The sequence below is a fragment of the Microbacterium sp. Y832 genome, from assembly GCF_057669765.1.
Genome location: NZ_JBYHFM010000004.1, coordinates 374,771 through 400,203 on the forward strand (window position 1 = coordinate 374,771; position 25,433 = coordinate 400,203).

Sequence of the window (25,433 nt, forward strand, 5' to 3'; positions counted from 1 at the left end):
TCCTCGTTTTGATCGTGATGACCGTGCCCCTCGTCGTGATTCGGGTGAGCGTCCTCGTTTCGATCGTGATGACCGCGCCCCTCGCCGTGAGTCGAACGACCGGGCACCGCACCGGTCGCAGGACCGTACGCGTTCGTCCGACCGCGGCTTCGGCGGCCGCGACGCGGGTCGCCCCGCGCCGCGCACGGACCGCCGCGACGATCGTCCGCGCCGCAGCGACGACAACCGCCCCGGTCGCTCGGACTGGACGGCCAAGCCCGCGCGTGACGAGCAGCGCGTCGATGTCGTGCACGAGCGTCTGCAGGCCCAGGCCGTGCAGGCCGGTGACGTCACCGATGTGACGTTCGGAGATCTCGGACTGGGTGAGAACATCGTCCGCGTCCTCGCCGAATTGGGCGCCCCGCGCCCTTTCCCGATTCAGGCCGCCACGATCCCCGCCGTCATCGAGGGTCGCGACGTGCTCGCACGCGGACGCACGGGCTCGGGCAAGACGATCGCCTTCGGTGCGCCGCTGGTCGAGAGCGTGCTGCGCAGCCAGTCCGGCAAGCGTCGCGAGTTCGCCCGCGCGCCGAGGGCGCTCATCCTCGCGCCCACTCGCGAGCTCGCGCTGCAGATCGACCGTACGATCCAGCCGATCGCTCGCAGTGTGGGCCTGTTCACGACGCAGATCTACGGCGGTGTGCCCCAGGCGCGTCAGGTCGGCGCGCTCCGCAAGGGCGTCGACATCGTGATCGGCACCCCCGGTCGCATCGAGGACCTCGTCAATCAGGGCAAGCTCGATCTGTCCGACATCGCGATCGCGGTGCTCGACGAGGCCGATCACATGTGCGAGCTCGGGTTCCTCGAACCCGTGCAGCGGATCCTGCGCCACACGGCCGAGGGCAGCCAGAAGCTGCTGTATTCGGCGACCCTCGATCGCGAAGTCGCTGCGCTCGTCGACGAGTTCCTCGTCGAGCCGGCGGTGCACGAGGTCGCCGGTGAGGACCAGGAGTCCTCGACGATCGACCACCGTGTGCTGCTCATCGACCAGCGCGACAAGGCCGAGATCCTCACCTCGCTGGTCGACCGCGAGGGCAAGACGCTCGTGTTCGCGCGCACCCGCGCGTACGCCGAGATGCTGGCCGAGCAGTTCGACGATGCGGGCATCAGCGCTGTCGCGCTGCACGGTGACCTCAACCAGGCCAAGCGCACGCGCAATCTTCACCGGCTCACGTCGGGCCGTGTCAATGTGCTCGTCGCGACCGACGTCGCCGCACGCGGCATCCACGTCGACGACATCGATCTCGTCGTGCAGGCCGATCCGCCGGACGAGTACAAGACGTACCTGCATCGCTCGGGCCGTACCGGTCGTGCGGGTCGTGCCGGCAACGTCGTGACGCTCATCACCCGTCAGCGCCGCCGTCGCATGACCGAACTGCTCGACCGGGCCGAGATCGAGGCGCCTTTCGACGAGGTGCGCCTGGGTGACGATCTTCTCGAGGAGATCTCCGGCCGGCAGCTGAACCCGGTCGCCTGAGGCCGGTCAGAAGAGCATCGCCGGCGCGGCTTCGGCTGCACGGCCACGGGTCGTCGTGAAGACTCGTGACCGTGTGGCCGCCGCCGACGGCGAGGGCCTTCTCGGCGCGGCTTCTTCGTCGTGCCCGTCGAGGCCGTGCACGCGCATCAGGGGACGCACGCGCTTGGCGAGCCACGTGCGATAGGCCTTCGGCGCGGTCGTCGATGCTCCTGGATACAACCCGCGATACGCCGACACGAGATCCGGATGCTCGTGCTCGAGCCATCGGAAGTACCACTGCTTGGCGCCGGGCCGCAGGTGCAGCGCGCCGAAGACGACCCGTGCGGCGCCGGCGTGCTTTATGCGTCGCAGTGCCTCGTCGATCGCCGCGACCGAGTCGGTGAGGTGCGGCAGGATCGGCATGAGGAACACCGTGACGCGGAATCCCGCGGCGGTCGCGGCGCGCACCGTCTCGAGTCGCGCCGTCGCCGACGGCGTGCCGGGCTCGAGGCTGCGCTGCAGAGAATCGTCGAAGACGGCGATCGACATCGCGATCGACACATCGACCGATGCCGCCGCCTCGGCCAGCAGCGGCAGGTCTCGGCGCAGCAGAGTGCCCTTCGTGAGCACCGAGAACGGCGTACCTGAATCCGTCAGCGCCGAGATGATCCCGGGCATGAGGCGATACCTGCCCTCGGCGCGCTGGTATGGGTCGGTATTGGTTCCCAGTGCAACGGGCTCGCGCCCCCATGAACCGCGCGCGAGTTCTCGCCGCAGCACCTCGGCGACATTGACCTTGACGACGATCTGAGAGTCGAAGTCGCGCCCCGGGTCGAACTCGAGGTACTCGTGCGTGCCGCGGGCGAAGCAGTAACTGCAGGCATGGCTGCAGCCCCGATAGGGGTTGATGGTCCAGTCGAACGGCATCGCCGACGAGCCCGGCACATGGTTCAGGGCGCTCTTGCAGAGAACCTCATGGAACGTCATGTCGGCGAACTCGGGCGTCGTCACGGACCGGACGAGACCGTTGAGATGCTCGAGGCCCGGAAGAGCCGCGGGATCCGGCACTCCGAGTTCCTGCCCCTGCCATCGCATGCCACCATGGGAACAGATCTACGAAAGTATGTCAACCGGTAGTGCGGTCTTCTTCGAAGACTGACGTCGTCCGACGCGACGACTGGCCTTCGAACCCCTGGCGGGACAGAATGGGACGCGGTGCCCGATCCCGAACAGACCCCCCCGATGCATCGCGCCGCGCACGCGGCCGGCGATGACGCCGGGGTGCCCGGCAGTGCTCCGCGCACACGTCGGGCGCTGCGCGAAGCGCAGGCGGAGGCATCCGATTCACCGCGCACGCCCGCGATCTTCAAGAAGCCCCTGCCGGACATGCCCCCGGTAGCCGCACGACCCGCGCCTCTGCTGGGCGGCTGGCGCCGCCGCGCCCCGATCCGTCATGCGCGTGCGAACCGCGTCGTGCACGCCTCGGTCGGCATGGCGCTCACGGTCGCGAGTCTCATCGTCGTCGGCTCGACCTCGGCGGTCACCGGTGCGCTCGTGCCGGAGCCGGTCGCGATCGTCGCCGAAGAGGTCGTCGCGGACACGCTCGGCGAAGTGCGCATCGAGGCTCGCCCCGGCCTCGGCGCACCGCCGCTGACGGCCGAGGCCTTCGCGCCCGGTGAGTCCTCTGTCGTCGTGCGCGATCTTCCGGACCCGTGCAGCGACCCCGTCGTTCTCGCGGCGCTCGAGGCCGGCAACGAATCCGCGACGATCGCCGCCGCCGGCGGGCCCACGGTGTTCCGCGATGCCGTCGCATCGGGCCTCGCGCCCTGCATCCGCCTCGACGACCCCGCCCGCACGTGGCTGGTCGTTGACAAGGCGCGGCCGTTCGTGCCCATCGACTATGCGCCCGACGACCTGGCGGTGCCCCCGGGCATGCGCGACCTCGGCGGCGGCGAACTGCGGGCCGATGCGGCTGACGCGATGGCCCGCATGGCGGCAGCCTCGATCGCCGCGGGCGCGGGAGAGATCGCCGTCGGCAGCGCCTACCGCTCGTACATGACGCAGGTCTCGACGTACGAGCACCACGCGCGTGTGCGCGGCGGTGACCAGGCCGACCTCGTGAGCGCGCGCCCGGGCTACAGCGAGCACCAGTCCGGTCTTGCGGCCGACGTCGTGCCGTGCGCCGAGACCTGTGCCACGATCGACGATCTCGCCGCGACGCCCCAGGGCACATGGATCGCGGCGAACGGGTGGCAGTACGGCTGGGTCGTCCGCTACGAAGAGGGCGGCACCGAGGTCACGGGGTACCTTTCCGAGCCGTGGCACCTGCGCTACATCGGCGTGGAGCTGGCCCGCGAGTACCACGAGGGCGGCTGGCGCACGCTCGAAGAGTTCTTCGGACTCCCGCCCGCGCCGCATTACGATCACCAGCACTGACCGGGTGGAGGCATCCGACAAATCCCGGTACCGAGTACCGCGGAACATGGGATGCGATCTCACAACGATGGCCTGACCGCGGATGCCGCGGCTAGACTCGCCTGCGGCGAAGAGGTCTGTGAGGCCCGCCGCTTCGGCTCACGAAAGGACGCAGCTCATGGAACGCGACATCTACGACGAGGACCACGAGGCATTCCGCGACGTCGTGAAGGAGTTCGTCAAGCGCTTCGTCACGAACGACGCGATCGAGCGGTGGGATGTCGCGGGCGAGATCGACCGCGACACGATGCGCGCGGCGGGCGACGCCGGCATCATCGGTCTCTCGGTGCCTGACGAGTTCGGCGGCGCCGGCATGCTGCAGGACTACCGCTTCCGCGCCGTCGTCAACGAAGAGATCATCGCCGCCGGTGCGGGATCGCTCGCCGGAGCATTCGGCATCCAGGACGACCTCGCCGTGCCCTACCTCGTGCACATGGGCACGCAGGAGCAGAAGGCGAAGTGGCTTCCGGGCATGGCTACCGGTGAGGTCCTCGGCGCGCTGGCGATGACCGAGCCCGGCGCCGGCTCTGACCTGCGCGGCATCAAGACCACGGCGAAGAAGGTCGAGGGCGGCTACATCGTCAACGGCGCCAAGACGTTCATCTCGTCGGGCAAGACCGCCGACATCGTCGTGACCTTCGTCAAGACCGGCGAGGGAAACCGCCCTGACGCGTTCAGCCTCGTCATCATCGAGAGCGGCATGGAGGGCTTCGAGCACGGCAAGAAGCTGCAGAAGATGGGCTTTCACGGCCACGACACCGCCGAGCTCTCGTTCAGCGACGTCTTCGTGCCCGAGGCGAACCTCATCGGCGGCAAGGAAGGCATGGGCTTCGTGCAGCTCATGATGAACCTGCCGCTCGAGCGCCTGTCGATCGGGGTCGCCGGCGCAGCCGCTGCGGCCGCTGCCCTCACGTGGACCCTCGAGTACACGAAGGAGCGCGAGGCGTTCGGCGAGCGCATCATCGACTTCCAGAACACGCGGTTCCGCATCGCCGACGTCGCGACGACGGTCGACGCGCTGTGGGCGTACATCGACCGCGCGCTGCTGGCCTACAAGGACGGCAAGCTCTCTCCCGAAGAGGCCGCGAAAGTCAAGTTCTGGGCGACCGAGCGCGAGTGGGAGGTGCTCGACACGTGCGTGCAGCTCTTCGGCGGCTACGGCTACATCACCGAGTACCCGATCGCCCGGGCGTTCCTCGACGCGCGCGTCCACCGCATCTACGGCGGCACGAACGAGATCATGCGCGACATCGTCTCGCGCCCCCTCGCCGGCAAGCGCTGAGTCGTACCGCTATGTGAGCTCGGCGGCGCCGACGAAGAGCGCCGCCGAGACCACCCAGAACAGCACGACGAAGACGGTATCGCGCGTGCGCCACGGCACGAGGTGCCGTTCGGTGCGGTCGCGGTGCGCGCCGAAGGCGCGGGCATCCATCGCGAGGGCGACACGCTCGGCGTGCCGGATGCCTCCGGCCAAGAGCGGCACGACGTAGCCGAACCAGCGCGCGAGCGCCGCGAACGGGCCGCGCCCACCGTGTGCCCCGCGCACGCGGTGGGCCTGCCGGATCACGTCGAGCTCGTGCCCGAAGCGCGGCACGAAGCGGAAGGCTGCGAGCGCGGTGTAGCCGATGCGGTACGGCACATGCAGCTGCTGAACGCTCGCCCGCACGAAGTCGGGCCCTGCCGTGGACAGGCCCGCGAGCAGCGTGAGCGCGATGATCGCGGCGAGCCGCAGCCCTGTTCCGACACCGATGACGAGGGCGCCTTCATACAGCGTCCAGTCGCCGATCCGCCAGGCGACGGGGGTGTCCGAGACGAGCGCGGGGTCGGTCCACACCGCGAACCCGAGTGACAGCGCGAGGGCCGCGACGGGGATCGCCAGTGCGAGCATGCCGACCAGGCGCGGGGTGAAGCGCACCCCGATGAGCAGCAGGGCGTAGGCGAGCACGAGGAAGGCCGCCGGCGTCGCGAGGTCGCGCACGAAGATGAGCACGGCGATGACCGGCAGGGGGGCGATGAGCTTCGCGAGCGGATTGAGGCCGTAGAGGAACCGCACGGGCGAGGCGGTGACCTGTTCGGCGTACGGGTCGGCTCGGCCGCTCGGGGCGACCGTGAGGATGGGACCGGTCGCGCTCATGACGTGCTCCCGGCCGGAAGGTCGGCCAGCCGCGTGATGCGTGAGAGCTCGGGATGCCGCGTGAGACCGCGCAGCGCTCGGCGCAGGGGCGGCGGGCGCAGACCTGCGCGTTCGAGCAGCTCGTCGTCGGCGAAGATGTCGGCCGTGGGTCCTGCCCGCAGGATCCCGCCGTCGCCGACGACGACCGTGCGGTCGGCGTACTCGGTGACCAGCTGCATGTCGTGGGTCACGACGAGGATCGTCGTGCCGTCGGCGTTGAGTTCGCGCAGCAGACCGAGCAGCTCATCGGCGCGGGCACGATCCTGCCCGAAGGTGGGTTCGTCCAGCGCAAGGACGGGGGCGCCGGCCACGAGCGCGGTGCCGACCGAGAGACGGCGCTTCTGCCCGCCCGACAGGAGGAAGGGGTGGGTTCCTGCCCGGTCGGCGAGGCCGAACCGTTCGAGCAGGCGAGTGGTGCGCTCGCGCACTTCGTGGTCGGGCACGCGTCGCAGGCGCAGGCCGTGTGCGATCTCGTCGTACACGGTGTGCGCGATGAACTGGTGCTCGGGGTTCTGGAAGACGAAACCGACGTGTGACGACAGCGAGCGCGGGTCGGCGCGTGCGACGTCGAGGTCGCCGATTCGCACGGTGCCCCGCGGGGGCGGCACGACACCGGCGATCGCCTGCAGCAGCGTCGTCTTGCCCGCGCCGTTCGCGCCGACGATGGCGACGAAGTCTCCTGCCCCGACGTCGAGATCGACCCCGTGCAGCACCTCGGTGCGCCCGCGTCGCACCGACAGCCCCCGCACCCGGATGAGGCCCGCGCCCTCGCGCGCAGCGACCGGAGGCGCCGGCTCGGCGACCGGCACGTGCGGCCCGTCGGCAGCCTCGAGCGCTGCGTGGAGTTCGGCGGGCGTCAGCGGCAATGGGTCGAGCTCGTACCCTGCGCGACGCAGCCGCAGGGCCGCGAGCGCCGAGACGGGCAGCCAGACGCCCATCTCGTGCAGATCGTCGGCGCGGTCGCGCAGCACGGCGTCGACCGATCCGTCGGCGACGACGCGACCGTCATGGTCGAGCACGATGACGCGGTCGACGAACCCGACGGCGGCGTCGAGGTTGTGCTCGACGAGCAGGATCGCGCGATCACCGGCGGCGACGAGTTCGTCCAGCGCCGCATAGACCTCCTCGATCCCGCGCGGATCGAGGTTGGCGGTCGGCTCGTCGAGCACGAGCAGGGGCGATCCCATCGCCAGCGCGCACGCGATCGCGAGGCGCTGCCGACCGCCGCCGGAGAGCTTGTCGGGGTTCTCGGTGCGCCGCTCCCAGAGGCCGACCCGGCGCAGCGCGTCTTCGGCGCGCGCGAGCACTTCGCCCACCGGCATCCGCAGATTCTCGGGTCCGAAGGCGACTTCGTCGAGCAGCGTTCCCGTGACCAGCTGCGCGTCCGGGTCTTGGAAGACCATCCCGACGTGCGTGCTGAGCTCGGCCACCGTCGCCTCGGTCGTCGGCCGTCCGGCGACCTCGACGTCCCCGCTGAGGTCGGCCGGCACGGCGTGCGGAATGAGGCCATTGAGGGCGAGCGTCAGGGTCGACTTGCCCGATCCGCTCGGGCCCAGCAGCAGCACGACCTCACCGCGGTCGATGTCGAACGACGCGGACGCGGGTAGCGCGATGTCCGCACCCTCGTGCCGGATGGCGAGATCGCGCACGCGCACGAGGGGTGCGGCGGTCACGTCGTCCGCGTGCCGCCGCGGTGGCCGACGCCGGCCCGGCGCAGGCCCGCGCCGATGGCGAGGCCGACGGCCGTCCAGGCGATGGGACCGAGCACCGATACGGCGAGGTAGAGGATCTGCGCCCACAGCGCCATCGTCCCGATGTTCGCGGCGAAGAAGACCGCGGCGGCGACGACGAATCCGATGAAGATCGCCGAGACGAAGAACCGCCACGGCGCCCACGAGCGGTAGCGCACGAGGGCGGCGACGAGCTCCTGGATGCCGCCGAAGAGGATCGCCGTGCCGAGGAACTGCATCGCGTACGGCGGAGCGATGGCGCACGACACGAGCGCCGCGAGCAGGTGAGTGGTCAGGGCGACCCAGGGGAGGCGCAGCGATTCCTGCGCGATGATGCCGGGAAGGACATGCACACCCAGCACGAGTCCGTACACCTGGGGGAGCGCCGCGAGCAGGGGGACGGTCACCCAGCCGGCGATGCCGCCGAGCAGTCCCGTCGCGACGCCGATCGCCGCGCAGACGAGCAGCGCGCGAGTCGACAACAGCGGGGTTCGGGCCACGGTTCGATCGTAGTCCGCGTCACATCCGCCGACGACGGCGGGTGAGCCGCACCGCCGGCATGGGCGGGGCCGGGATGCGCTCGTCGCCGTGCCCGACGACATGGCCGAAGCGGGCGGAGCCGGCTTCCCAGTCCTCACGAGCCTCGGCGATCTCTTCGTGTGCGCGGCCGACGAAGTTCCACCACATGATGATCTCGTCTTCGAATGGCTCACCGCCGAGCAGGAAGATCCGCGCACCGGCCTCGGTCGACACCTCGATCGACTCGCGGCGGACGCCGAGGTACAGCAGCTCGTCGGCGGCGACGGGCGGCGTCTCCCCCTCTGCATGCAGGGTCACCTCGCCGTCCACGCCCACCACGGCGTGCTCCCACGCGGCATCCAGCGGCAGTCGCACGCGTGCGCCGGGAGGCAGGTCGATCTCGGCTCCGACGATGGGGGTGTGCATCGTCGCGGGTGATGTCGCTCCCGCGAAGGTTCCCACGACGACGCATGCCGTACCCGCGGGTGCGTCTGCCGATGTGCCGGCGAGCTCGACGCGGGGAAGGTCGACGTGGCGCTCGAATCCGGGGGCGCCGTGGCGCCTGCTCTCGGGCAGCGCGACCCACAGCTGCAGCGCATCCAGCGCGATCGGGCCGTCGCCGACGGAGTACTCGGAGTGCGAGATCCCGGCGCCGCTGGTCATGATGTTGAGGGCGCCGCGTCCGATCTCGACGTCGCTGCCGACCGAGTCGCGGTGGTGCACTTCGCCGACGAGCGGCCACGTGACCGTCTGCAGGCCGATGTGCGGGTGCGGCTCGAGCCGCATCTTCACGCTCTGCTGGCCGAAGCGGTCCAGGAAGCACCAGGCCCCCACCATCGGCAGGTCGCGGTGCGGCAGCAGCCGGCGCACGTGCATCGCACGCACACCGCCCAGCGGCACGTCGCGGGGTTCGATGCGGACGGCACGCGGGCCGTCGCACACCGCAGCGCCGGCCAGCTGCGGTGCCTCGTCGCGCAGCAGCCCCGCCTCGTCGTGCCGGGTCATGTCAGGCGTTGTTCGGCCACGCCAGCGTGAGGCCGTCGATCTCGTTCGCACGCACGTACTTGGCCACGGCCGGGCACAGCGGAACGACGGTGTCGCCGCGTGCGGCGCTGTCGGCCATCGCCTCGCCGATGAGCGCGCCGGCCAGACCCTTGCCGCGGAAGGCCGGGTCGATCTCGGTGTGCGGGAACACAACGCGCCCGCGCGCGTCGGTGCGGAACTCGGTGAAGCCGGCGAGCACATTGCCGACGTGCACTTCATATCTGCTCTGCGCGTCGTCGCGCGTCACGGTCGGTTCCTGGGTCAGGTCGGGCAGGTCGGTGGTCATGCCGGTCCTCTCATCGGGGGCGCGTGATCCCAACGTATGCGGGCGTGGCACGTTTGGCGACCCTCTGCGCTCCGTCCCGCGATCACGGCACCGCTCGTCGCTCGGTTGGCGCCGTTCGTCGCATCCGGACCGGCACGACGACCCGACGGGCGGATGCCCGGCCTAGCGTGTCTTCACGCACAGAGTCGCGCGGATCTTGGAGTTGCCATGACATCACAGTCCCGTCCCCGGAAGGGTGGCGCCGCTGCCGTTCTTCCCCCCGTCGAGGTCCCCGAAGCCGAGCGCAGGCGCGAGGCGAAGTGGACGCTCCCGAAGATCCTGCTCTGGGTCGGGATTTCGCTCCTGGGCGGACTCGCCTGGGTCATGCTCGCGATCGTGCGGGGTGAGACCGTCAATGCGATCTGGTTCGTCTTCGCTGCCGTCTGCACCTACCTCATCGGGTACCGCTTCTACTCGAAGGTGATCGAGAAGTACATCACGCGGCCCGACGACACCCGCGCGACGCCCGCGGAGCGCAAGCAGGACGGCAAGGACTACGTCCCGACCGACCGCCGCGTGCTCTACGGCCACCACTTCGCCGCGATCGCCGGCGCCGGGCCCCTCGTCGGCCCCGTCCTGGCGGCTCAGATGGGCTTCCTCCCCGGCACGATCTGGATCATCATCGGCGTGATCTTCGCCGGTGCCGTGCAGGACTACCTCGTGCTGTTCTTCTCGATGCGCCGCGGCGGCCGCTCGATCGGCCAGATGGCCCGTGACCAGCTGGGACGCATCGGCGGCACGGCGGCGATCATCGCTTCGCTCCTGATCATGATCATCATCGTCGCGATCCTCGCGCTCGTCGTGGTCAACGCCCTCGGCGAGAGCCCGTGGGGTGTCTTCAGCGTCTCGATGACGATCCCCATCGCGCTGTTCATGGGTTGCTACCTGCGCTGGATCCGCCCGGGGCGCATCACCGAGATCTCGATCATCGGCTTCGTCCTGCTCATGCTCGCCATCGTGGCGGGCGGGTGGATCGCCGACACCGAATGGGGTGCGGCCGCCTTCACGCTGGATCGCACGACGATTGCATGGGGCATCATCATCTACGGCTTCGTCGCGGCCGTCCTGCCCGTCTGGCTGCTGCTCGCGCCGCGCGACTACCTGTCGACGTTCATGAAGATCGGCGTCATCGTCATGCTCGCGGGCGCCATCGTGCTCGTGCGTCCCGAGATCTCGGTGCCGGCGTTCACGGTCTTCGCCGAGACGGGCCTCGGGCCGGTGTGGGCGGGGCCACTGTTCCCCTTCCTCTTCGTCACGATCGCGTGCGGTGCGCTATCCGGCTTCCACGCCCTCATCGCATCCGGCACGACCCCGAAGCTCATCGAGAAGGAGCGCCAGACGCGCTTCATCGGGTACGGCGGCATGCTCATGGAGTCCTTCGTCGCCATCATGGCGCTCGTCGCGGCGATCTCGATCGACCAGGGCATCTACTTCGCGATGAACTCGCCCGCCGCTGTGACGGGCGGAACCGTCGAGGGCGCCGTCGCGTTCGTCAACAACCTCGGCCTTCAGGGAGTGAGCATCACGCCCGAGCTGCTCAACTCGACAGCCGCGGCCGTCGGTGAACCGAGCGTCGTCTCGCGCACCGGTGGCGCCCCGACCTTGGCGCTCGGCATCGCCCACATCATGAGCTCGCTCGACGGCGGAGCGCTCATGGCGTTCTGGTACCACTTCGCGATCATGTTCGAGGCGCTGTTCATCCTCACGGCCGTCGACGCAGGCACCCGGGTCGCGCGTTTCATGCTGCAGGACTCGATCGGGACCTTCATCCCGAAGTTCCGTGACGTCTCGTGGCGTCCGGGGGTCTGGATCGCGACGGCCATCATGGTCGCCGGCTGGGGCGCCATCCTCATCCTGGGTGTCACCGACCCGCTCGGCGGGATCAACACCTTCTTCCCGCTCTTCGGCATCGCCAACCAGCTGCTCGCAGCGATCGCGCTCGCGGTCGTCATGGCGATCGTCGCCAAGCGCGGCAAGAGCTACGCGAAGTGGCTGTGGATCGTCGCCGCGCCGCTCGCGTTCACGGCGGTCATCACCATCACGGCGTCGATGTACAAGATCTTCTCGCCCGTCCCGGCCATCGGCTACTGGGCGAATCACATCCGCTACCGCGACGCGCTCGCGGCCGGAGACGATTCGCTCGGCGCCCCCGAGGTGCTCGAGGCGGTCATCCGCAACACGGCCGTCCAGGGCACCCTGTCGATCATCTTCGTCGTGCTCGCCATCGTGGTGATGGTGATGTCGATCATCGTGACGGTCCGCGCGGTCATCCGCGGGGGAGGGGACGAGAACGAAGACGAATACGTGCCGTCGCGTCGCTTCGCTCCGTCGGGCTTCATCGCCACCAAGACCGAGCGGGCGATCGAGAAGGAGTGGGCCACGGTCGCCCCCGTCGACGGCGCACGCCCGCGCTCGGGACACTGACCAAGAGCCGGGGTGCAGCGCAGACTCCTCTGCGCGGCACCCCGCTCTGTCCGGACCAGGATGCGTCCATTACGCTCGCTACTGCGCACGATGACGGGAGGGTCTGATGACTCCGACGGATGCCGCAGCCACTGCGCTGCCCAAGGGCCTGTGGGCCGGCGTGCAGCGCGCCGGGCGCAGCGTGCGCTGGTACATCACGAACCTCATGGGTGACCGGGCCTACGACGCCTACCTCAGCCATCACCACGCGCATCACGACACCGAGCCGATGAGCGAACGCGAGTTCTGGCGTCAGAGGATGGCCGAGCAGGACCGCAATCCCGGCGCTCGCTGCTGCTGACGTGCTCGACCCCGTCATCGTCGCCGGAGCGATCGGCGTCGTGCTCGGGGCCGCCCTCATTCTCGCGCTGGGCCTGCTGCGCCGCGTCGCCGGCGGTTCGCGCGATCTCGGCAGCGATGCGGAAGGCGCGGAGTACCGCACGCTGCATCTCGCCGCGCTCGCCGCCGCTGCGCTGCGTAGCACGGGCGAGGCTCCCGATCGCGCCCGGGCCGCGAAGCAGCTGCGCGCACTTCTGCGCGCTCAGGCCGTCGCGATCGTGGGGCCGGACGGAGACGTGGCCCTCGACGGCGCGTCCGACGCCCTGCGGGCCTCTGCCGCCCGCGTCGCCGAGCGGGCTCGGCAGACCGGGCGCCGCCAGGTCTTTCCCCGTCGCCGTTCGGGTGAGCTCGAAGCCGTCGGTGCGCCCATCATCATCGACGGCAACGCGTGGGGCGCCGTCGTCGCCTTCTCGGAGCACGTGCGCGCACCGCTCGTGCGCGCGACGGGCGAGGTCGCCGCGTGGTGCGCCGCGCAGCTCGCGCTCGGCGAGCTCGAAGCCTCGCGCACGGCGCTCGCCGAGGCGCAGCTGCGCGCGCTCCGTGCGCAGATCAGCCCTCACTTCATCTACAACGCGCTGACGGCGATCGCGTCGTTCATCAGCACCGACCCGCCGCGGGCCCGCGAGCTCGTGCTGGATTTCGCCGACTTCACGCGGTACTCGTTCCGCCGGCAGGGGGAGTTCACGACGCTGTCCGAAGAGCTCGGCAGCATCCACTCGTATCTCGAGCTCGAGCGCGCCCGCTTCGGCGAGCGCCTGACGGTGCGGCTGCAGGTCTCGCCCGAGACGCTGTCCACCGTCATCCCGTTCCTCTCGGTGCAGCCGCTCGTCGAGAACGCCGTGCGCCACGGACTCGAACCCGGCGAGTGCGGCGGGATCATCACGATCACCGCGCACGACGACGGAACGCACACCGAGATCACGATCGACGACGACGGTGTCGGGATGGACCCTGCGGCGGCGGCATCCCTGCTCGCTGGAGCGGCGTCGTCAGCCCACATCGGCCTGCGCAACGTGGATACGCGCCTGCGCCAGCTGTACGGTCCGACCGGTGGACTCATCGTCGAGACGAACCCGGGGGCCGGCATGCTCGTGCGCCTGCGTATTCCGCGGTCCCAGCCCCTCAACGACCCTGAAGTGACCTAGCCTGGACCGCACCTGCCGGGAAGGGGCACGCGCATGACGATCGAGGTGCTCGTCGCCGACGACGAGCCGCCGGCGCTGGCCGAACTCGTCGCGCTCCTGCGCCGGGATGCGCGGATCGGCACCGTGCACGCCGCCTCGAACGGAGCAGAAGCGCTCCGACTGCTCGATGCGCATCGCGTCGACGGCGCCTTCCTCGATATCCATATGCCCGGGCTGACCGGCTTGGAGCTCGCGCGCGTGCTCTCGTCGTCACCCACGCGGCCCGCCGTCGTCTTCGTCACGGCGGACGACGCAGGTGCTGTCGAGGCCTTCGACGTGCGGGCCGTCGACTACGTGCTCAAACCCGTGCGGGTCGAGCGGCTCCGCCGCGCGGTCGACCGGGTCGTCGCTGCGGCGACCGAGGATTCCGGGGCCCCGGGCAGGGACGAGCTGATCCCGGTCACGATCGGCCAGAACGTGCGGATGCTTCGCCGCAGCGACGTCCGGTGGGTGCACGCGCAGGGGGATTACTCCCGGCTGTGGACAGCGACCGAAGGGCACCACGTGCGCACACCCATCTCCGAACTCGAGGAGCGCTGGGCCGACGCCGGCTTCGTGCGCGTGCACCGTTCATACCTCGTGCACAAGGAGGCCGTCGTGCAGCTGCGTCTGGCGGCGACGCCGCCGACCGTCGTGCTCGCCGAGATCGAGCTGCCGGTGAGCAGACGCCTGCTGCCGTCGGTGCGTGAGGCCTTCACGAGAGCCGAGCCGTGACCGGTGCGGAACCCTCTGACCCGCGCGCCCGCGTGCGGGTCTCGGGCATTCCGGATGCCGCCGTGCCGACGCGGGGCATCGCGCTGCCGGGTGCTCCCGTGCGCGAAGCCGGCACCGTGTTCGAGCGTTCGCTCGTGCGCGGTCAGCTGCGACTCGCCCTGGGCTGCCTGATCGGCTTCTTCCTCTTCGCGGGGGCGCTCACCGCCGTGATCTTCCTCGTCGCGCGGTTGCACGACCCCGTCGTCGCCGGGGTTCCCCTGTCGTGGCTCCTGCAGGCGTACGGGTACTACCCGCTCATCCTCGTCTTCGCGGTCATCTACGCCGTGGGGGCCAGCGGCAACGAACGGCGCTACCGCGAGCTGTCCCGCTCGTCGGCGGAGTCCCGGGGCGAACCGTGAATCCCGTGTTCGACCTCGTCGCGATCGCGCTGCTGGTCGCCGTCACGGTCGCACTCGGTGTCGCAGGGCTGCGCATCAGTCGCACCACGAGCGACTTCTTCGTCGCATCCCGCAGTGTGCGCCCCGTCTGGAACGCCTCGGCCATCAGCGGCGAGTACCTTTCTGCGGGCACGTTCCTCGGACTCGCGGGAATCGTGCTGCTGTCAGGTGCCGAGGGTTTCTGGTTCCCCATCGGCTACGCCGCGGGCTACCTGCTCGTGCTGCTCTTCGTCGCGGCGCCCCTGCGCCGCAGCGGGGCGTACACGATCCCCGACTTCGTGCAGGCGCGACTGCAGTCCTTGGGGGCCCGCCGGGTCACGAGCATGCTCGTGCTCATCATCGGGTGGCTGTACATCGTGCCGCAGATGCACGGCGCGGGTCTCGTGCTGGGCGTCGTCGCCGACGTCGAGCCGTGGGTCGGGGCCGTGCTCGTGGCTGTGCTCGTCGCCGGGATCGGCGCGGCGGGCGGGATGCGCGCCGTCACGGCGGTGCAGGCGATGCAGTACTGGCTCAAGCTGACGGCGCTCGCACTGCCGGTCTTCTTCCTCGTCATCGCCCTCTCCGACGGCGAGCCGTCGTTCGATCCGGCGCTGGTGTTCCCCGCCGAGGTGGGGCCCGCCGGAGTCGACATCTATGCGACGGTGTCCCTGTTCGTCGCGCTCCTGCTCGGCACGATCGGGCTGCCTCACGTGCTCGTGCGGTTCTACACGAGCCCCGACGGAGTCGCGGCGCGACGCACGACGGTCATCGTCATCGCGATGATCGGCGCGTTCTACGCGGTATCGAGCACGATGGGCCTCATCGGCCGTGTCGTGGCCCCCGACCTCGCCGTCCCCGGTCTCGCCGACACCGTCGTGCTCGCGCTGCCCTCGCGGGTCTTTCCCGGCCTCGGCGGCGAACTGCTCACGGCGCTCATCGTCGCCGGTGCGTTCGCGGCGTTCCTGGCGACGTCGTCGGGCCTGGTCGTATCGATCGCGGGCGTTGTGAGCCAGGACCTCTTCTCGGGCTCCGTGCGCTCGTTCCGTTTCTCTGCGGTGCTGTGCACCATCGTGCCCCTCGCCGTCGCACTGCTGACGGTGCCGTCGGGTCTCGGGGCGAGTGTGGGAACGGTGTTCATCTTCGCGGCATCCACCCTGACCCCTGTGCTGCTGCTGGGGGTGTGGTGGCGGCGCCTGACGGCACGCGGCGCGGTCGCCGGAATGGTAGGCGGGGCCGTGTCGTGCGCGGCGGCGCTCGCCGTGTCGGCGGTGGCGCCGCTGTCCGGCTTCGCGGCGGTGCTGCTCGCGCAGCCGGCGGCCTGGACGATCCCGCTGGCGGCCGTGCTCACGATCGGGGTGTCGCTGGCCGATCGCGCACGGATCCCGACGCGCACCGAGCGATATCTCGCACGGCTGCACCTTCCGGAGCGCGGCAGGCCCGGCGTGTCGGGCAGACTCGACGGGTGAGCCTTCTTCCCCCGCCGGTCGGCACAGACCCCGATGCCGTCTACGACATGTTCGTCGAGTGGGCGACCGACCGCGGGCTGACGCTCTATCCCGCGCAGGACGAAGCCGTCATGGAGCTCGTCTCGGGCGCGAACGTCGTGCTGTCGACCCCCACCGGGACGGGCAAGTCGCTCGTCGCGATCGCCGCCCACGCGGCATCCCTCGCCCGGGGCGGTCGGACGTACTACACGGCACCCATCAAGGCCCTCGTGAGCGAGAAGTTCTTCGCCCTCGTCGACATCTTCGGCGCGGCGAACGTGGGCATGGTGACCGGCGACTCGTCGGTGAACCCCGATGCGCCGATCGTGTGCTGCACGGCCGAGATCCTCGCGAACATCGCGCTGCGCCGCGGCCCCGACGCAGACATCGACCAGGTCGTGATGGACGAGTTCCACTACTACGGCGACCCCGATCGCGGATCGGCGTGGCAGGTGCCGCTGCTGATCCTCGAGCGCGCGCAGTTCCTGCTCATGTCGGCGACCCTCGGCGATGTCACGCCGATCGCCGACGACCTCACCCGCCGCACGGGCCGGCCGACGGCGCTCGTGACGGGGGTGGAGCGGCCCGTGCCGCTGCACTTCTCGTATTCGCGCGAGCCCGTGCCCCAGGTCGTGCAGAATCTGCTCGATGAGCGCGAGACGCCCGTGTACATCGTGCACTTCTCGCAGGCGGCCGCGCTCGAACGCGCGCAAGGGCTCGTCAACACCAAGATCGCCTCGCGTGAGCAGCGCGACGCGATCGCCGAGGCGCTCGGTGCGTTCCGCTTCAACACCGGTTTCGGCAAGACCCTCTCGCGCCTCGTGCGAGCGGGGATCGGGGTGCACCACGCGGGCATGCTGCCCCGCTACCGCCGCCTCGTCGAAACGCTCGCACAGCAGGGGCTGCTCAAGGTCATCTGCGGCACCGACACGCTCGGCGTCGGCATCAACGTGCCGATCCGCACCGTGATGGTGACGGCACTGACGAAGTTCGACGGACAGCGGATGCGGCAGCTTTCTGCCCGCGAGTTCCACCAGATCGCGGGGCGCGCGGGCCGGGCGGGCTTCGACACGCACGGCAACGTCATCGTCATGGCGCCGGAGTGGGAGATCGAGAACGCGGCGGCGTTGCGCAAGGCCGGCGACGACCCCGCCAAGCGCAAGAAGATCGTGCGCAAGAAGGCCCCCATGGGCACCGTCAACTGGGGTGAGGGCTCGTTCGATCGGCTCGTCGCGGCCTCGCCGGAGCCTCTCGTGCCGCACCTGCAGCTCACGGCCGCGATGCTCATCAACGTCATCGCGCGCGGCGGCGACGTGTTCGGCAATGTGCGCTCGCTCGTCTTCGACAACCACGAGCCCCGCGCGCGTCAGTACGAGCTCGCCCGGCGCGCGCTCGCGATCTTCCGCACGCTCGTGACCGCGGGCGTCGTGCAGGCCGGGCCGTCGGGCATCAGCCTCACGGTCGACCTGCAGCCCAACTTCGCGCTCAACCAGCCGCTGTCGCCGTTCGCGCTCGCCGCGATCGGGCTGCTGTCACCCGATGACGACGAAACCGGCACAGGGCACTACGCGCTCGATGTCATCAGCGTCATCGAATCGACCCTCGACGACCCGCGCGCGATCCTGTCGCAACAGGAGCATCGCGCGCGCGGCGAGGCGATCGGCGCGATGAAGCGCGACGGCATCGAGTACGACGAGCGGATGGCGCTGGTCGAGCAGATCACCTACCCCAAGCCGCTCGCCGACCTGCTGGCCCAGGCGTTCGAGACGTTCGCGTCGTCGCAGCCGTGGGTGCTGGATTTCGAGCTGTCGCCCAAATCGGTCGTGCGCGACATGTACGAGCAGGCGCTGTCGTTCGGAGAGTTCGTCTCGCTCTACGACCTGACACGCAGCGAGGGTCTCGTGCTGCGTTATCTGTCGGATGCCTACCGGGCGGTACGCCAGACGGTGCCGAACGAGGCGCGCACCGACGAGTTCGACGACCTCGTCGAATGGCTCGGCGAACTCGTGCGCCAGGTGGACTCGTCGCTCGTGGACGAATGGGCCGCGCTCATCGACCCCGTCGCGGCGGGTGAGGCACCGGTCCTGCCTCCTGCGCCGCCGTCCATCCTGACGAACCGTCGGGCCTTCACGGTGCTCGTGCGCAACGAGCTCTTCCGTCGCGTGCAGCTGGCCGCGCTGCAGCGCGACGACGCCCTCGTCGAGCTCGACCCCGACGTCGACTGGCCCGCCGTGCTCGATGCGTACTACGACGAGCACGACGAGATGCTCACGGGCGGATCCGCGCGATCGCCGCGGCTGTGCGCGATCGACGAGACCTCGACCCCGGGCCGCTGGCTCGTCGAGCAGACGATCGACGACCCGGCGGGCAACCACGACTGGAGAATCCGCGCCGAAGTCGACCTCGCGGCATCCGTCGAGGCGGGCGCGGCCGTCGTGCACGTCACCGAGGTGCTGCGGCTGTAGCCCATCCCGCTGCGCGACAAGGGGGTGCCGCCCGTGCGTCGCGCGCAATACCGTAACCGTATGGCGACCTTCTTCGCGTTTCTGAGGGCCATCAATCTGGGTCCGACACGCAAGTTCTCGAAGGACGACATCAGCCGGGTCGTGACCGGTGCCGGGTTCGCCGACGCCGAGACCCACATCAACACCGGCAATGTGCGGTTCGCGACGACGATGCGCTCGCGCGAGCGCATCGAGCAGACCCTCGAGAGGGCGTTCCTCGCCGATCGCGGCTTCGAGGTGCCCACGATCGTGTTCCGGCCGGGTGAGTTCGCCGAGATCGCGCGGGATGCGGCCGCGCTCGCCGCCGCGCGTCCGAAGACGGTGCGCCACTACGTCTCGCTCATGAAAGAGGCCCCCGAGCCCAGCGTCGTGGCCGAGGTCGAAGCGACGTCATCCGATGCGGGAGACGTCGTCGTGCGCGGACGCGCCGTGCACGCGCTGCTCGTCGAGGGCTATGCGTACGCCGATGTGCCGGCGCTGCGCGTCGCGAGGCTGCTGGGGGTCAGCACGACCCGCAACGCCACGGTCATCGCGGCCATCGCGGCGAAGTGGGGCTGAGTCCGCTCCGGGTCTGCGCCCGGCGTCGGCGGCCGTGGTTACGCTTGAGGGATGTCCCGCGAAGCTGAGTCCGCCGCGCCGTTCGCGACGGCTGACGCGGCGACCGATCCTTATGCCGACCTCGCGTGGGATCCCGATGAGTTCGCGCCGCCGCCCGAGTTCGACGAGCCGCCGTTCGGGCTCGACGCTCCCGCCGCCGACCCCTTCGCGGGCACTCCCCGGCGTGACTTCACGGGTGCCGATCCGCGCGTCGTCCTGAAAGAGGTCTTCGGCTACGACGCCTTCCGCGGGGATCAGGGCGCGGTCGTCGAGCAGGTCGTCGGCGGGGGTGACGCCGTCGTGCTGATGCCGACCGGTGCCGGCAAGAGCATCACGTACCAAGTGCCCGCCCTGGTGAGGCCGGGCACGGGGCTCGTCGTGAGCCCGCTCATCGCGCTCATGCACGATCAGGTCGACGCGCTCGTGGCCAACGGCGTGCGCGCGGCCTATCTCAATTCGACGCAGGCGCCGGCCGAGCGGGCAGCGGTCGAGCGGGCGTATCTCGCGGGTGAGCTCGACCTGCTCTACGTCGCGCCCGAGCGCCTCTCGGGCTCGGCGACGACGGCGCTCCTTCAGCGCGGGCGGCTCAGCGTCATCGCGATCGACGAAGCCCACTGCGTGTCGCAGTGGGGGCACGACTTCCGCCCCGACTACCTTGCCCTCGGCGACCTGCATGAGCGGTTCCCCGCTGTGCCGCGCATGGCGCTCACGGCGACGGCGACGCGCGAGACGCACCGCGAGCTGACGCAGCGCCTGCACCTGCCCGACGCGCAGCACTACGTCGCGAGCTTCGATCGCCCGAACATCCAGTACCGGATCGAGGCCAAGGTCGATCCGCGACGCCAGCTCGTCGGGTTCATCCGGTCGCTCGGCGACGAACCTCGGCCCGCCGGCATCGTCTATGCCCTCAGCCGCAAGTCGGTCGAGCAGATGGCCGAGTTCCTGCAGACGCAGGGCATCGATGCTCTGCCGTACCACGCGGGGCTTCCGGCTGAGGTGCGCGCGGCGAACCAGTCCCGCTTCCTGCGCGAAGACGGCGTCGTCATGGTGGCGACGATCGCGTTCGGAATGGGGATCGACAAGCCCGATGTGCGCTTCGTCGCGCACATCGACCTGCCGAAATCGGTCGAGGGGTACTACCAAGAGACGGGGCGCGCGGGCCGTGACGGCGCAGCATCCGTCGTCTGGATGGCCTACGGGCTCGGCGACGTCGTGCAGCAGCGCCGGCTCATCGACCAGAGCCCCGGCGAGCGGGCGTTCAAGATGCGGCTCGGTCAGCATCTCGACGCGATGCTCGCGCTCTGCGAGACGGTCGGATGCCGCCGCCAGAACCTGCTCGCCTACTTCGGCGAGGACTCCGCTCCGTGCGGAAACTGCGACACGTGCCTCGAGGCTCCCGACACGTGGGACGGGCTCATCCCCGCACAGAAGCTCCTCTCGACGATCGTGCGACTGCAGCGCGAGCGCGGTCAGGCGTATGGCGCGGGGCACCTGATCGACATCCTGCGCGGGGCCTCGACCGATCGCATCCGCCAGCAGGGGCATGACTCGCTGTCGACCTATGGCCTGGGGTCCGACCTTTCCGACCAGGACTGGAGAAGCGTCGTTCGGCAGCTTCTCGCGCGGGGCATCCTCGTCGCCCGCGGCGAGTACGGCACGCTCGCCCTCGGCGAGCCGGCAGCGGGTGTGCTGCGCGGCGAAGTGCCCGTGCCACTGCGCCGGGATGTGCTCGGACGCGGTGCGGGGCCTGCCCGGCTGCGCAAGGGCTCGGCGCCCGTCGATGTCGCCGACAAAGACCGCGACCTGTTCGAGGCGCTGCGCGCGTGGCGTGCCTCGGTGTCGAAAGAGCTCGGGGTGCCCGCGTACATCGTGTTCGGCGACGCGACGCTGCGCGCGCTCGCCGAGCGGCGCCCCGCGACCCTCGCCGACCTCGACGGCATCACGGGTATCGGAGCGAAGAAGCGCGAGGCATACGGCGAAGCCGTTCTGGCCGTCGTCGCCGACGCCTGAGGTCCGCCTCCGCGACCGGCCGGCCGTGCTGCTGTCGGGACCGCACAACCGGTCCGGACGGCGCCCCGACCCCATTTTGTGACATTCGTCTAACGCGGTTGGCGCCCACTTGTGGGAGTCCTACGGTTGGTGGAGATTTCCTGTCGCACGAAAGGTGATGTTCCATGGCCGATGCCGTCGTCCGGTCCTCGAAGCCCGCCACCAGCAAGCGCACGCCCGCCGGCGGCGCACCGACGGCTGCGCACACGGCCGCCGAGGCGTCCGAACCGCGCATCGACACCGCGGCGGTCAACGATCTGCTGCTGGGCACGTGGGCTGACACCCGCCGCATCGCTCGCGCCATGATCAAGGACCCCGTGTTCTGGCAGGTCCCCGGCACGCCCATGGCCGAGCACCGGGAGCGCGTCCTCACCCAGCTGCACCTGCTGGTCGACCACGGTGCAGCCGGTCGGGCATACCCCAAGGAGTACGGCGGCGAAGCCGACAACGGCGCGAACATCTCGGGCTTCGAGGAGCTCGTGCTCGCCGACCCCAGCCTGCAGGTCAAGGCGGGCGTGCAGTGGGGGCTGTTCGGGTCGGCGATCCACCACCTCGGCACGAAGAAGCACCACGATCTGTGGCTCGAAGGCGCCATGACGCTCGAGATCCCGGGTGCGTTCGCGATGACCGAGACGGGCCACGGTTCGGACGTCGCCGCGATCGGGACGACAGCGACCTACGACCCCGAGACCGAGGAGTTCGTCATCCACACGCCGTTCCGGGGCGCCTGGAAGGACTACCTCGGCAACGCCGCTCTGCACGGCAAGGCCGCGACCGTCTTCGCGCAGCTCATCACGGGCGGCGTCAATTACGGCGTGCACTGCTTCTTCGTGCCGCTGCGCGATGACGAGGGAGCCTTCCTGCCGGGTATCGGCGGCGAGGACGACGGCGTCAAGGGCGGCCTCAACGGCATCGACAACGGCCGCCTGCACTTCGACCAGGTCCGCATCCCGCGCGACAACCTGCTCAACCGCTACGGCGACGTGGCACCTGACGGCAGCTACTCGAGCGACATCGCCAGCCCGGGCCGCCGCTTCTTCACGATGCTCGGCGCGCTCGTGCAGGGCCGTGTCTCGCTCGACGGTGCGGCGATGACCGCGACCGCGCTCGCGCTCACGATCGCGATCACGTACGGAAACCAGCGCCGCCAGTTCGACTCGGGCAGCGGAACCGACGAGGTCGTGCTGCTCGACTACGGCAAGCACCAGCGCCGGCTGCTGCCGCTGCTCGCCCAGAACTACGCGCATTACTTCGCGCACGATGAGCTGCTGCGAAAGTTCGACAGCGTCTTCTCGGGCCGCAACGACACCCCCGACGAGCGCGAGGATCTCGAGACGCTCGCCGCTGCGCTGAAGCCCCTGTCGACGTGGAACGCCCTCACGACCGTGCAGGAGGCCCGCGAGGCCTGTGGCGGTGCGGGCTACCTCGCCGAGAATCGCATGGTCACCCTGCACCAGGATCTCGACGTCTATGCGACGTTCGAGGGCGACAACAACGTGCTGCTCCAGCTCGTCGGCAAGCGTCTGCTGTCGGACTACGCCAAGCAGTTCAAGAACAAGGATGCCGCGGCTCTGGCCCGCTACGCCGTCGGGCAGACGGCGGGCAAGGTCTTCCACGGCGCGGGTCTGCGACAGCTCGGGCAGGCTGTCGCCGACTTCGGTTCGACGGCGCGGTCGGTCGAGCTGGGACTGCGCGCCGACCAGCAGCACGAACTGCTCGCGGAGCGCGTCACGCAGATGGTGGCCGACGTCGGCGGGCGACTGCGTCCGGCGGGGAAGCTGCCGATCGACGAGGCGGCCGACCTGTTCAATCAGAACCAGGCCGATCTCATCGAAGCGGCGCGCGCCCACGGCGAGCTCTTGCAGTGGGAGGCCTTCACCGACGGAATCAACAAGCTGACCGACCCGTCGACGCAGCAGGTGCTCTCGTGGCTGCGGGACCTGTTCGGCTTGCACCTGATCGAGAAGCACCTCGCGTGGTATCTGATCAACGGCCGCCTGTCGGCTCAGCGCGCGGCGTCGGTGTCTCGCTACATCGATCGTCTGGCGGCGCGGCTGCGTCCGCACGCGCAGGATCTCGTCGAGGCGTACGGGCTCGAGCCCGAGCACGTGCGGGCCCCGATCGCGTCGGGTGCAGAGCGCGAGCGTCAGAACGAGGCTCGCGACTACTACGCGGCGCTGAAGGCGTCGGGGGCGGCGCCGGTGTCCGAGAAGTCGCTCAAGAAGAAGAAGTAGCTGACGAGGGCGCCGCGATGCGGCTCGTAGTCTGAACGTGTTCCGTTCGACGAGAGGATCAGGGATGCTGCCACGTGTCGTCATCGCGGGTGCGACGGGCTTCGTCGGCAGGCGGGTCGTCGAGGCCTTCGTCGCCGACGGGTATCACGTCGATACGATCGGCAGAACAGCGCCGGTGACGTGGGATGACCCGGCCGCGATCGCTCGCGTCGTCGACGGCGCCGACGTCGTGGTCAACCTCGCCGGCAAGTCAGTCAACTGCCGCTACATCGACGCCAACCGCGATGAGATCTACCGGTCGCGCATCGAGACGACGCGTGCGCTTCGCGAGGCCGTGGTGGCTGCCGCCCGGCCGCCGCGCGTGTGGCTCAACGCCTCGACGGCGACGATCTACCGCCACTCGATGGACACCGCGAACACCGAGGCCGACGGCGTCCTGGGCAACGGGTTCTCGGTCGACGTCGCACGGGACTGGGAGGGCGAGTTCTTCGCCGGCGATCGGCCTGAGACGCGGCGCGTGGCGCTGCGCATGGCGATCGTGCTGGGCGATGGTCCCGCGACGCGGATGCTCGCGACCCTCGCCCGTAATGGACTCGGCGGTCCGCATCTCGACGGGTGGTGGCCGCAGCATCGTCGCTACCGCGGGATCGGCGTCTCACCGAGCGGCGACGGGCGCGCCCCGCACTATGACACGCGTGGACGGCAGCGATTCAGCTGGATCCACATCGACGACGTCGTCGGCGCGGTCAGGTTCCTGCGGGACCGCGATGACATCGACGGCGTGGTCAACCTCGCGAGCCCGACCCCGTCGGACAATCGCACGCTCATGGCGACCCTGCAACGGATCGTGGGGGTTCCGTTCGGGCTGCCGATCCCGCGGCGGATGCTCGAGCCCGCGATGTGGTTGTTTCGAACCGAACCGGAGCTCGTGCTCAAGAGCCGGTGGGTCGTGCCGGAGCGGCTCGTTCGCGAGGGGTTCGGATTCGAGCACGTCGATCTCGAAGAGGCCCTTCGGGCGGCGCTGTCGCGCGCGTGAGCCCGCCGGAAGAGCCCGAAAGCACCGCGGAAACGCCGCATCGTAGAGTCGACCCGTGACGACCGACACGATCATGGGGCTCGACGGTCGTGCTCGGTGCTCGTGGGTCGGTACGGACGCCGAGTATGCCCGGTACCACGACGAAGAGTGGGGCGTTGCGCTGCACGGCGACCGACACCTGTTCGAGAAGATGGCCCTCGAAGGATTTCAGGCCGGATTGTCGTGGATCACGATCCTGCGCAAACGGCCGAGATTTCGCGAGGTCTTCGCCGGGTTCGATCCGACGGCCGTCGCGCAGTTCGATGAGCGCGATGTCGAACGGCTCATGGCCGATGCGGGCATCATCCGCAACCGCGCCAAGATCGAGGCCACGATCTCGAACGCGCGCATCGCGCGCGAGATGGATGCCGGACAACTCGACGCGCTGATGTGGTCCTTCGCACCCCCGCCCGGCACGCGCCCCGCATCCTTCGCCGACGTCCCCGCGACCACCGCCGAATCCACGGCGCTCAGCAAGGAGCTGCGCCGCCGCGGCTTCCGCTTCGTCGGTCCGACGACGATGTACGCCCTCATGCAGTCCGCCGGCATGGTCGACGACCACGTCGCCGGCTGCTGGCGCACCCTGCCTTCGCCCTGAGGACGCGAAGTGTCC

The 25,433-nt window shown here is 69.9% G+C and carries 21 protein-coding genes; 15 read left to right on the forward strand and 6 right to left on the reverse strand.

Annotated features, from left to right (window positions below; all coding sequences use genetic code 11):
* Nucleotides 1-1,516 (forward strand): DEAD/DEAH box helicase (locus tag AC25YV_RS10370; RefSeq protein ID WP_488123758.1); only part of this gene is annotated, 1,516 nt, incomplete at its 5' end.
* Nucleotides 1,517-1,522: 6 nt separating this feature from the next.
* Here AC25YV_RS10370 and AC25YV_RS10375 read toward each other — a convergent pair.
* Nucleotides 1,523-2,590, reverse strand: coding sequence for an Rv2578c family radical SAM protein (locus tag AC25YV_RS10375; RefSeq protein ID WP_488123759.1), 1,068 nt, complete (start codon nucleotides 2,588-2,590; stop codon nucleotides 1,523-1,525).
* A gap of 120 nt (nucleotides 2,591-2,710) precedes the next feature.
* On the opposite strand from AC25YV_RS10375, the gene AC25YV_RS10380 reads away from it, so the two are divergent.
* Together AC25YV_RS10380 and AC25YV_RS10385 are read left to right on the forward strand one after the other, a co-directional pair.
* On the forward strand, nucleotides 2,711-3,931 hold the full coding sequence (locus AC25YV_RS10380; RefSeq protein WP_488123760.1) for a M15 family metallopeptidase: 1,221 nt from the start codon (nucleotides 2,711-2,713) through the stop codon (nucleotides 3,929-3,931).
* 157 nt (nucleotides 3,932-4,088) lie between these two features.
* Nucleotides 4,089-5,252, forward strand: coding sequence for an acyl-CoA dehydrogenase family protein (locus tag AC25YV_RS10385; RefSeq protein ID WP_488123761.1), 1,164 nt, complete (start codon nucleotides 4,089-4,091; stop codon nucleotides 5,250-5,252).
* Nucleotides 5,253-5,261: 9 nt separating this feature from the next.
* Here AC25YV_RS10385 and AC25YV_RS10390 read toward each other — a convergent pair whose 3' ends face one another.
* From AC25YV_RS10390 to AC25YV_RS10410, 5 genes are read right to left on the reverse strand one after another with little or no spacing between them, the layout of a single operon-like run.
* Nucleotides 5,262-6,104, reverse strand: a complete 843-nt coding sequence (locus AC25YV_RS10390) for an energy-coupling factor transporter transmembrane component T (protein WP_488123762.1) — start codon at nucleotides 6,102-6,104, stop codon at nucleotides 5,262-5,264.
* Nucleotides 6,101-7,816, reverse strand: coding sequence for an ABC transporter ATP-binding protein (locus AC25YV_RS10395; protein ID WP_488123763.1), 1,716 nt, complete (start codon nucleotides 7,814-7,816; stop codon nucleotides 6,101-6,103). The genes AC25YV_RS10390 and AC25YV_RS10395 overlap by 4 nt, the downstream gene beginning before the upstream one ends.
* Nucleotides 7,813-8,373, reverse strand: coding sequence for an ECF transporter S component (locus tag AC25YV_RS10400; RefSeq protein WP_488123764.1), 561 nt, complete (start codon nucleotides 8,371-8,373; stop codon nucleotides 7,813-7,815). The genes AC25YV_RS10395 and AC25YV_RS10400 overlap by 4 nt, the downstream gene beginning before the upstream one ends.
* A gap of 19 nt (nucleotides 8,374-8,392) precedes the next feature.
* Nucleotides 8,393-9,397, reverse strand: a complete 1,005-nt coding sequence (locus tag AC25YV_RS10405; protein ID WP_488123765.1) for a pirin family protein — start codon at nucleotides 9,395-9,397, stop codon at nucleotides 8,393-8,395.
* A gap of 1 nt (nucleotide 9,398) precedes the next feature.
* The gene (locus AC25YV_RS10410; RefSeq protein WP_488123766.1) at nucleotides 9,399-9,722 is read right to left on the reverse strand and encodes a GNAT family N-acetyltransferase; all 324 of its coding nucleotides are present in this window, start codon (nucleotides 9,720-9,722) and stop codon (nucleotides 9,399-9,401) included.
* 207 nt (nucleotides 9,723-9,929) lie between these two features.
* Between AC25YV_RS10410 and AC25YV_RS10415 the strand changes: the two genes are divergently transcribed.
* The 12 genes from AC25YV_RS10415 to AC25YV_RS10470 all read left to right on the forward strand — a co-directional run bounded on the left by AC25YV_RS10415 (nucleotide 9,930) and on the right by AC25YV_RS10470 (nucleotide 25,418).
* The gene (locus tag AC25YV_RS10415; protein WP_488123767.1) at nucleotides 9,930-12,185 is read left to right on the forward strand and encodes a carbon starvation CstA family protein; all 2,256 of its coding nucleotides are present in this window, start codon (nucleotides 9,930-9,932) and stop codon (nucleotides 12,183-12,185) included.
* A gap of 106 nt (nucleotides 12,186-12,291) precedes the next feature.
* Entirely contained in the window at nucleotides 12,292-12,525 is a 234-nt protein-coding gene (locus AC25YV_RS10420; protein ID WP_488123768.1) for a YbdD/YjiX family protein, read from the forward strand.
* A 1-nt stretch (nucleotide 12,526) separates the two neighbouring features.
* Complete coding sequence (locus AC25YV_RS10425) at nucleotides 12,527-13,708, forward strand: sensor histidine kinase (protein WP_488123769.1); 1,182 nt, start codon at nucleotides 12,527-12,529, stop codon at nucleotides 13,706-13,708.
* Between the two features lie 33 nt (nucleotides 13,709-13,741).
* The gene (locus AC25YV_RS10430) at nucleotides 13,742-14,461 is read left to right on the forward strand and encodes a LytR/AlgR family response regulator transcription factor (RefSeq protein WP_488123770.1); all 720 of its coding nucleotides are present in this window, start codon (nucleotides 13,742-13,744) and stop codon (nucleotides 14,459-14,461) included.
* Nucleotides 14,458-14,859, forward strand: a complete 402-nt coding sequence (locus AC25YV_RS10435; protein ID WP_488123771.1) for a heavy metal transporter — start codon at nucleotides 14,458-14,460, stop codon at nucleotides 14,857-14,859. Before AC25YV_RS10430 ends, AC25YV_RS10435 begins: the two co-directional genes overlap by 4 nt.
* Nucleotides 14,856-16,343: a sodium/solute symporter gene (locus tag AC25YV_RS10440; RefSeq protein WP_488123772.1), complete on the forward strand. Its 1,488-nt coding sequence runs from the start codon at nucleotides 14,856-14,858 to the stop codon at nucleotides 16,341-16,343. The genes AC25YV_RS10435 and AC25YV_RS10440 overlap by 4 nt, the downstream gene beginning before the upstream one ends.
* A gap of 47 nt (nucleotides 16,344-16,390) precedes the next feature.
* Nucleotides 16,391-18,826: a DEAD/DEAH box helicase gene (locus AC25YV_RS10445; RefSeq protein WP_488123819.1), complete on the forward strand. Its 2,436-nt coding sequence runs from the start codon at nucleotides 16,391-16,393 to the stop codon at nucleotides 18,824-18,826.
* 60 nt (nucleotides 18,827-18,886) lie between these two features.
* A complete protein-coding gene (locus tag AC25YV_RS10450; protein ID WP_488123773.1) occupies nucleotides 18,887-19,423 on the forward strand; it encodes a DUF1697 domain-containing protein in 537 nt (178 codons plus the stop codon).
* A 51-nt stretch (nucleotides 19,424-19,474) separates the two neighbouring features.
* Nucleotides 19,475-21,472, forward strand: a complete 1,998-nt coding sequence (gene recQ, locus AC25YV_RS10455) for a DNA helicase RecQ (RefSeq protein ID WP_488123774.1) — start codon at nucleotides 19,475-19,477, stop codon at nucleotides 21,470-21,472.
* A gap of 164 nt (nucleotides 21,473-21,636) precedes the next feature.
* A complete protein-coding gene (locus AC25YV_RS10460; protein WP_488123775.1) occupies nucleotides 21,637-23,745 on the forward strand; it encodes an acyl-CoA dehydrogenase family protein in 2,109 nt (702 codons plus the stop codon).
* 64 nt (nucleotides 23,746-23,809) lie between these two features.
* Entirely contained in the window at nucleotides 23,810-24,781 is a 972-nt protein-coding gene (locus AC25YV_RS10465) for an epimerase (RefSeq protein WP_488123776.1), read from the forward strand.
* Between the two features lie 73 nt (nucleotides 24,782-24,854).
* Nucleotides 24,855-25,418 (forward strand): DNA-3-methyladenine glycosylase I, encoded by a 564-nt coding sequence (locus AC25YV_RS10470; protein ID WP_488123820.1) that lies wholly within the window; start codon nucleotides 24,855-24,857, stop codon nucleotides 25,416-25,418.
* The last annotated feature ends 15 nt before the right edge of the window (nucleotides 25,419-25,433 follow it).

What these genes read in the sequence shown, in the direction of transcription:
- AC25YV_RS10375 (WP_488123759.1), bottom strand. Translation starts at nt 2,590, where the DNA reads ATGCGATGGCAGGGGCAGGAACTCGGAGTGCCGGATCCCGCGGCTCTT.
- AC25YV_RS10385 (WP_488123761.1), top strand. Translation starts at nt 4,089, where the DNA reads ATGGAACGCGACATCTACGACGAGGACCACGAGGCATTCCGCGACGTC.
- AC25YV_RS10390 (WP_488123762.1), bottom strand. Translation starts at nt 6,104, where the DNA reads ATGAGCGCGACCGGTCCCATCCTCACGGTCGCCCCGAGCGGCCGAGCC.
- AC25YV_RS10405 (WP_488123765.1), bottom strand. Translation starts at nt 9,397, where the DNA reads ATGACCCGGCACGACGAGGCGGGGCTGCTGCGCGACGAGGCACCGCAG.
- AC25YV_RS10410 (WP_488123766.1), bottom strand. Translation starts at nt 9,722, where the DNA reads ATGACCACCGACCTGCCCGACCTGACCCAGGAACCGACCGTGACGCGC.
- AC25YV_RS10415 (WP_488123767.1), top strand. Translation starts at nt 9,930, where the DNA reads ATGACATCACAGTCCCGTCCCCGGAAGGGTGGCGCCGCTGCCGTTCTT.
- AC25YV_RS10420 (WP_488123768.1), top strand. Translation starts at nt 12,292, where the DNA reads ATGACTCCGACGGATGCCGCAGCCACTGCGCTGCCCAAGGGCCTGTGG.
- AC25YV_RS10430 (WP_488123770.1), top strand. Translation starts at nt 13,742, where the DNA reads ATGACGATCGAGGTGCTCGTCGCCGACGACGAGCCGCCGGCGCTGGCC.
- AC25YV_RS10445 (WP_488123819.1), top strand. Translation starts at nt 16,391, where the DNA reads ATGTTCGTCGAGTGGGCGACCGACCGCGGGCTGACGCTCTATCCCGCG.
- AC25YV_RS10450 (WP_488123773.1), top strand. Translation starts at nt 18,887, where the DNA reads ATGGCGACCTTCTTCGCGTTTCTGAGGGCCATCAATCTGGGTCCGACA.
- recQ (WP_488123774.1), top strand. Translation starts at nt 19,475, where the DNA reads ATGTCCCGCGAAGCTGAGTCCGCCGCGCCGTTCGCGACGGCTGACGCG.
- AC25YV_RS10460 (WP_488123775.1), top strand. Translation starts at nt 21,637, where the DNA reads ATGGCCGATGCCGTCGTCCGGTCCTCGAAGCCCGCCACCAGCAAGCGC.
- AC25YV_RS10465 (WP_488123776.1), top strand. Translation starts at nt 23,810, where the DNA reads ATGCTGCCACGTGTCGTCATCGCGGGTGCGACGGGCTTCGTCGGCAGG.
- AC25YV_RS10470 (WP_488123820.1), top strand. Translation starts at nt 24,855, where the DNA reads ATGGGGCTCGACGGTCGTGCTCGGTGCTCGTGGGTCGGTACGGACGCC.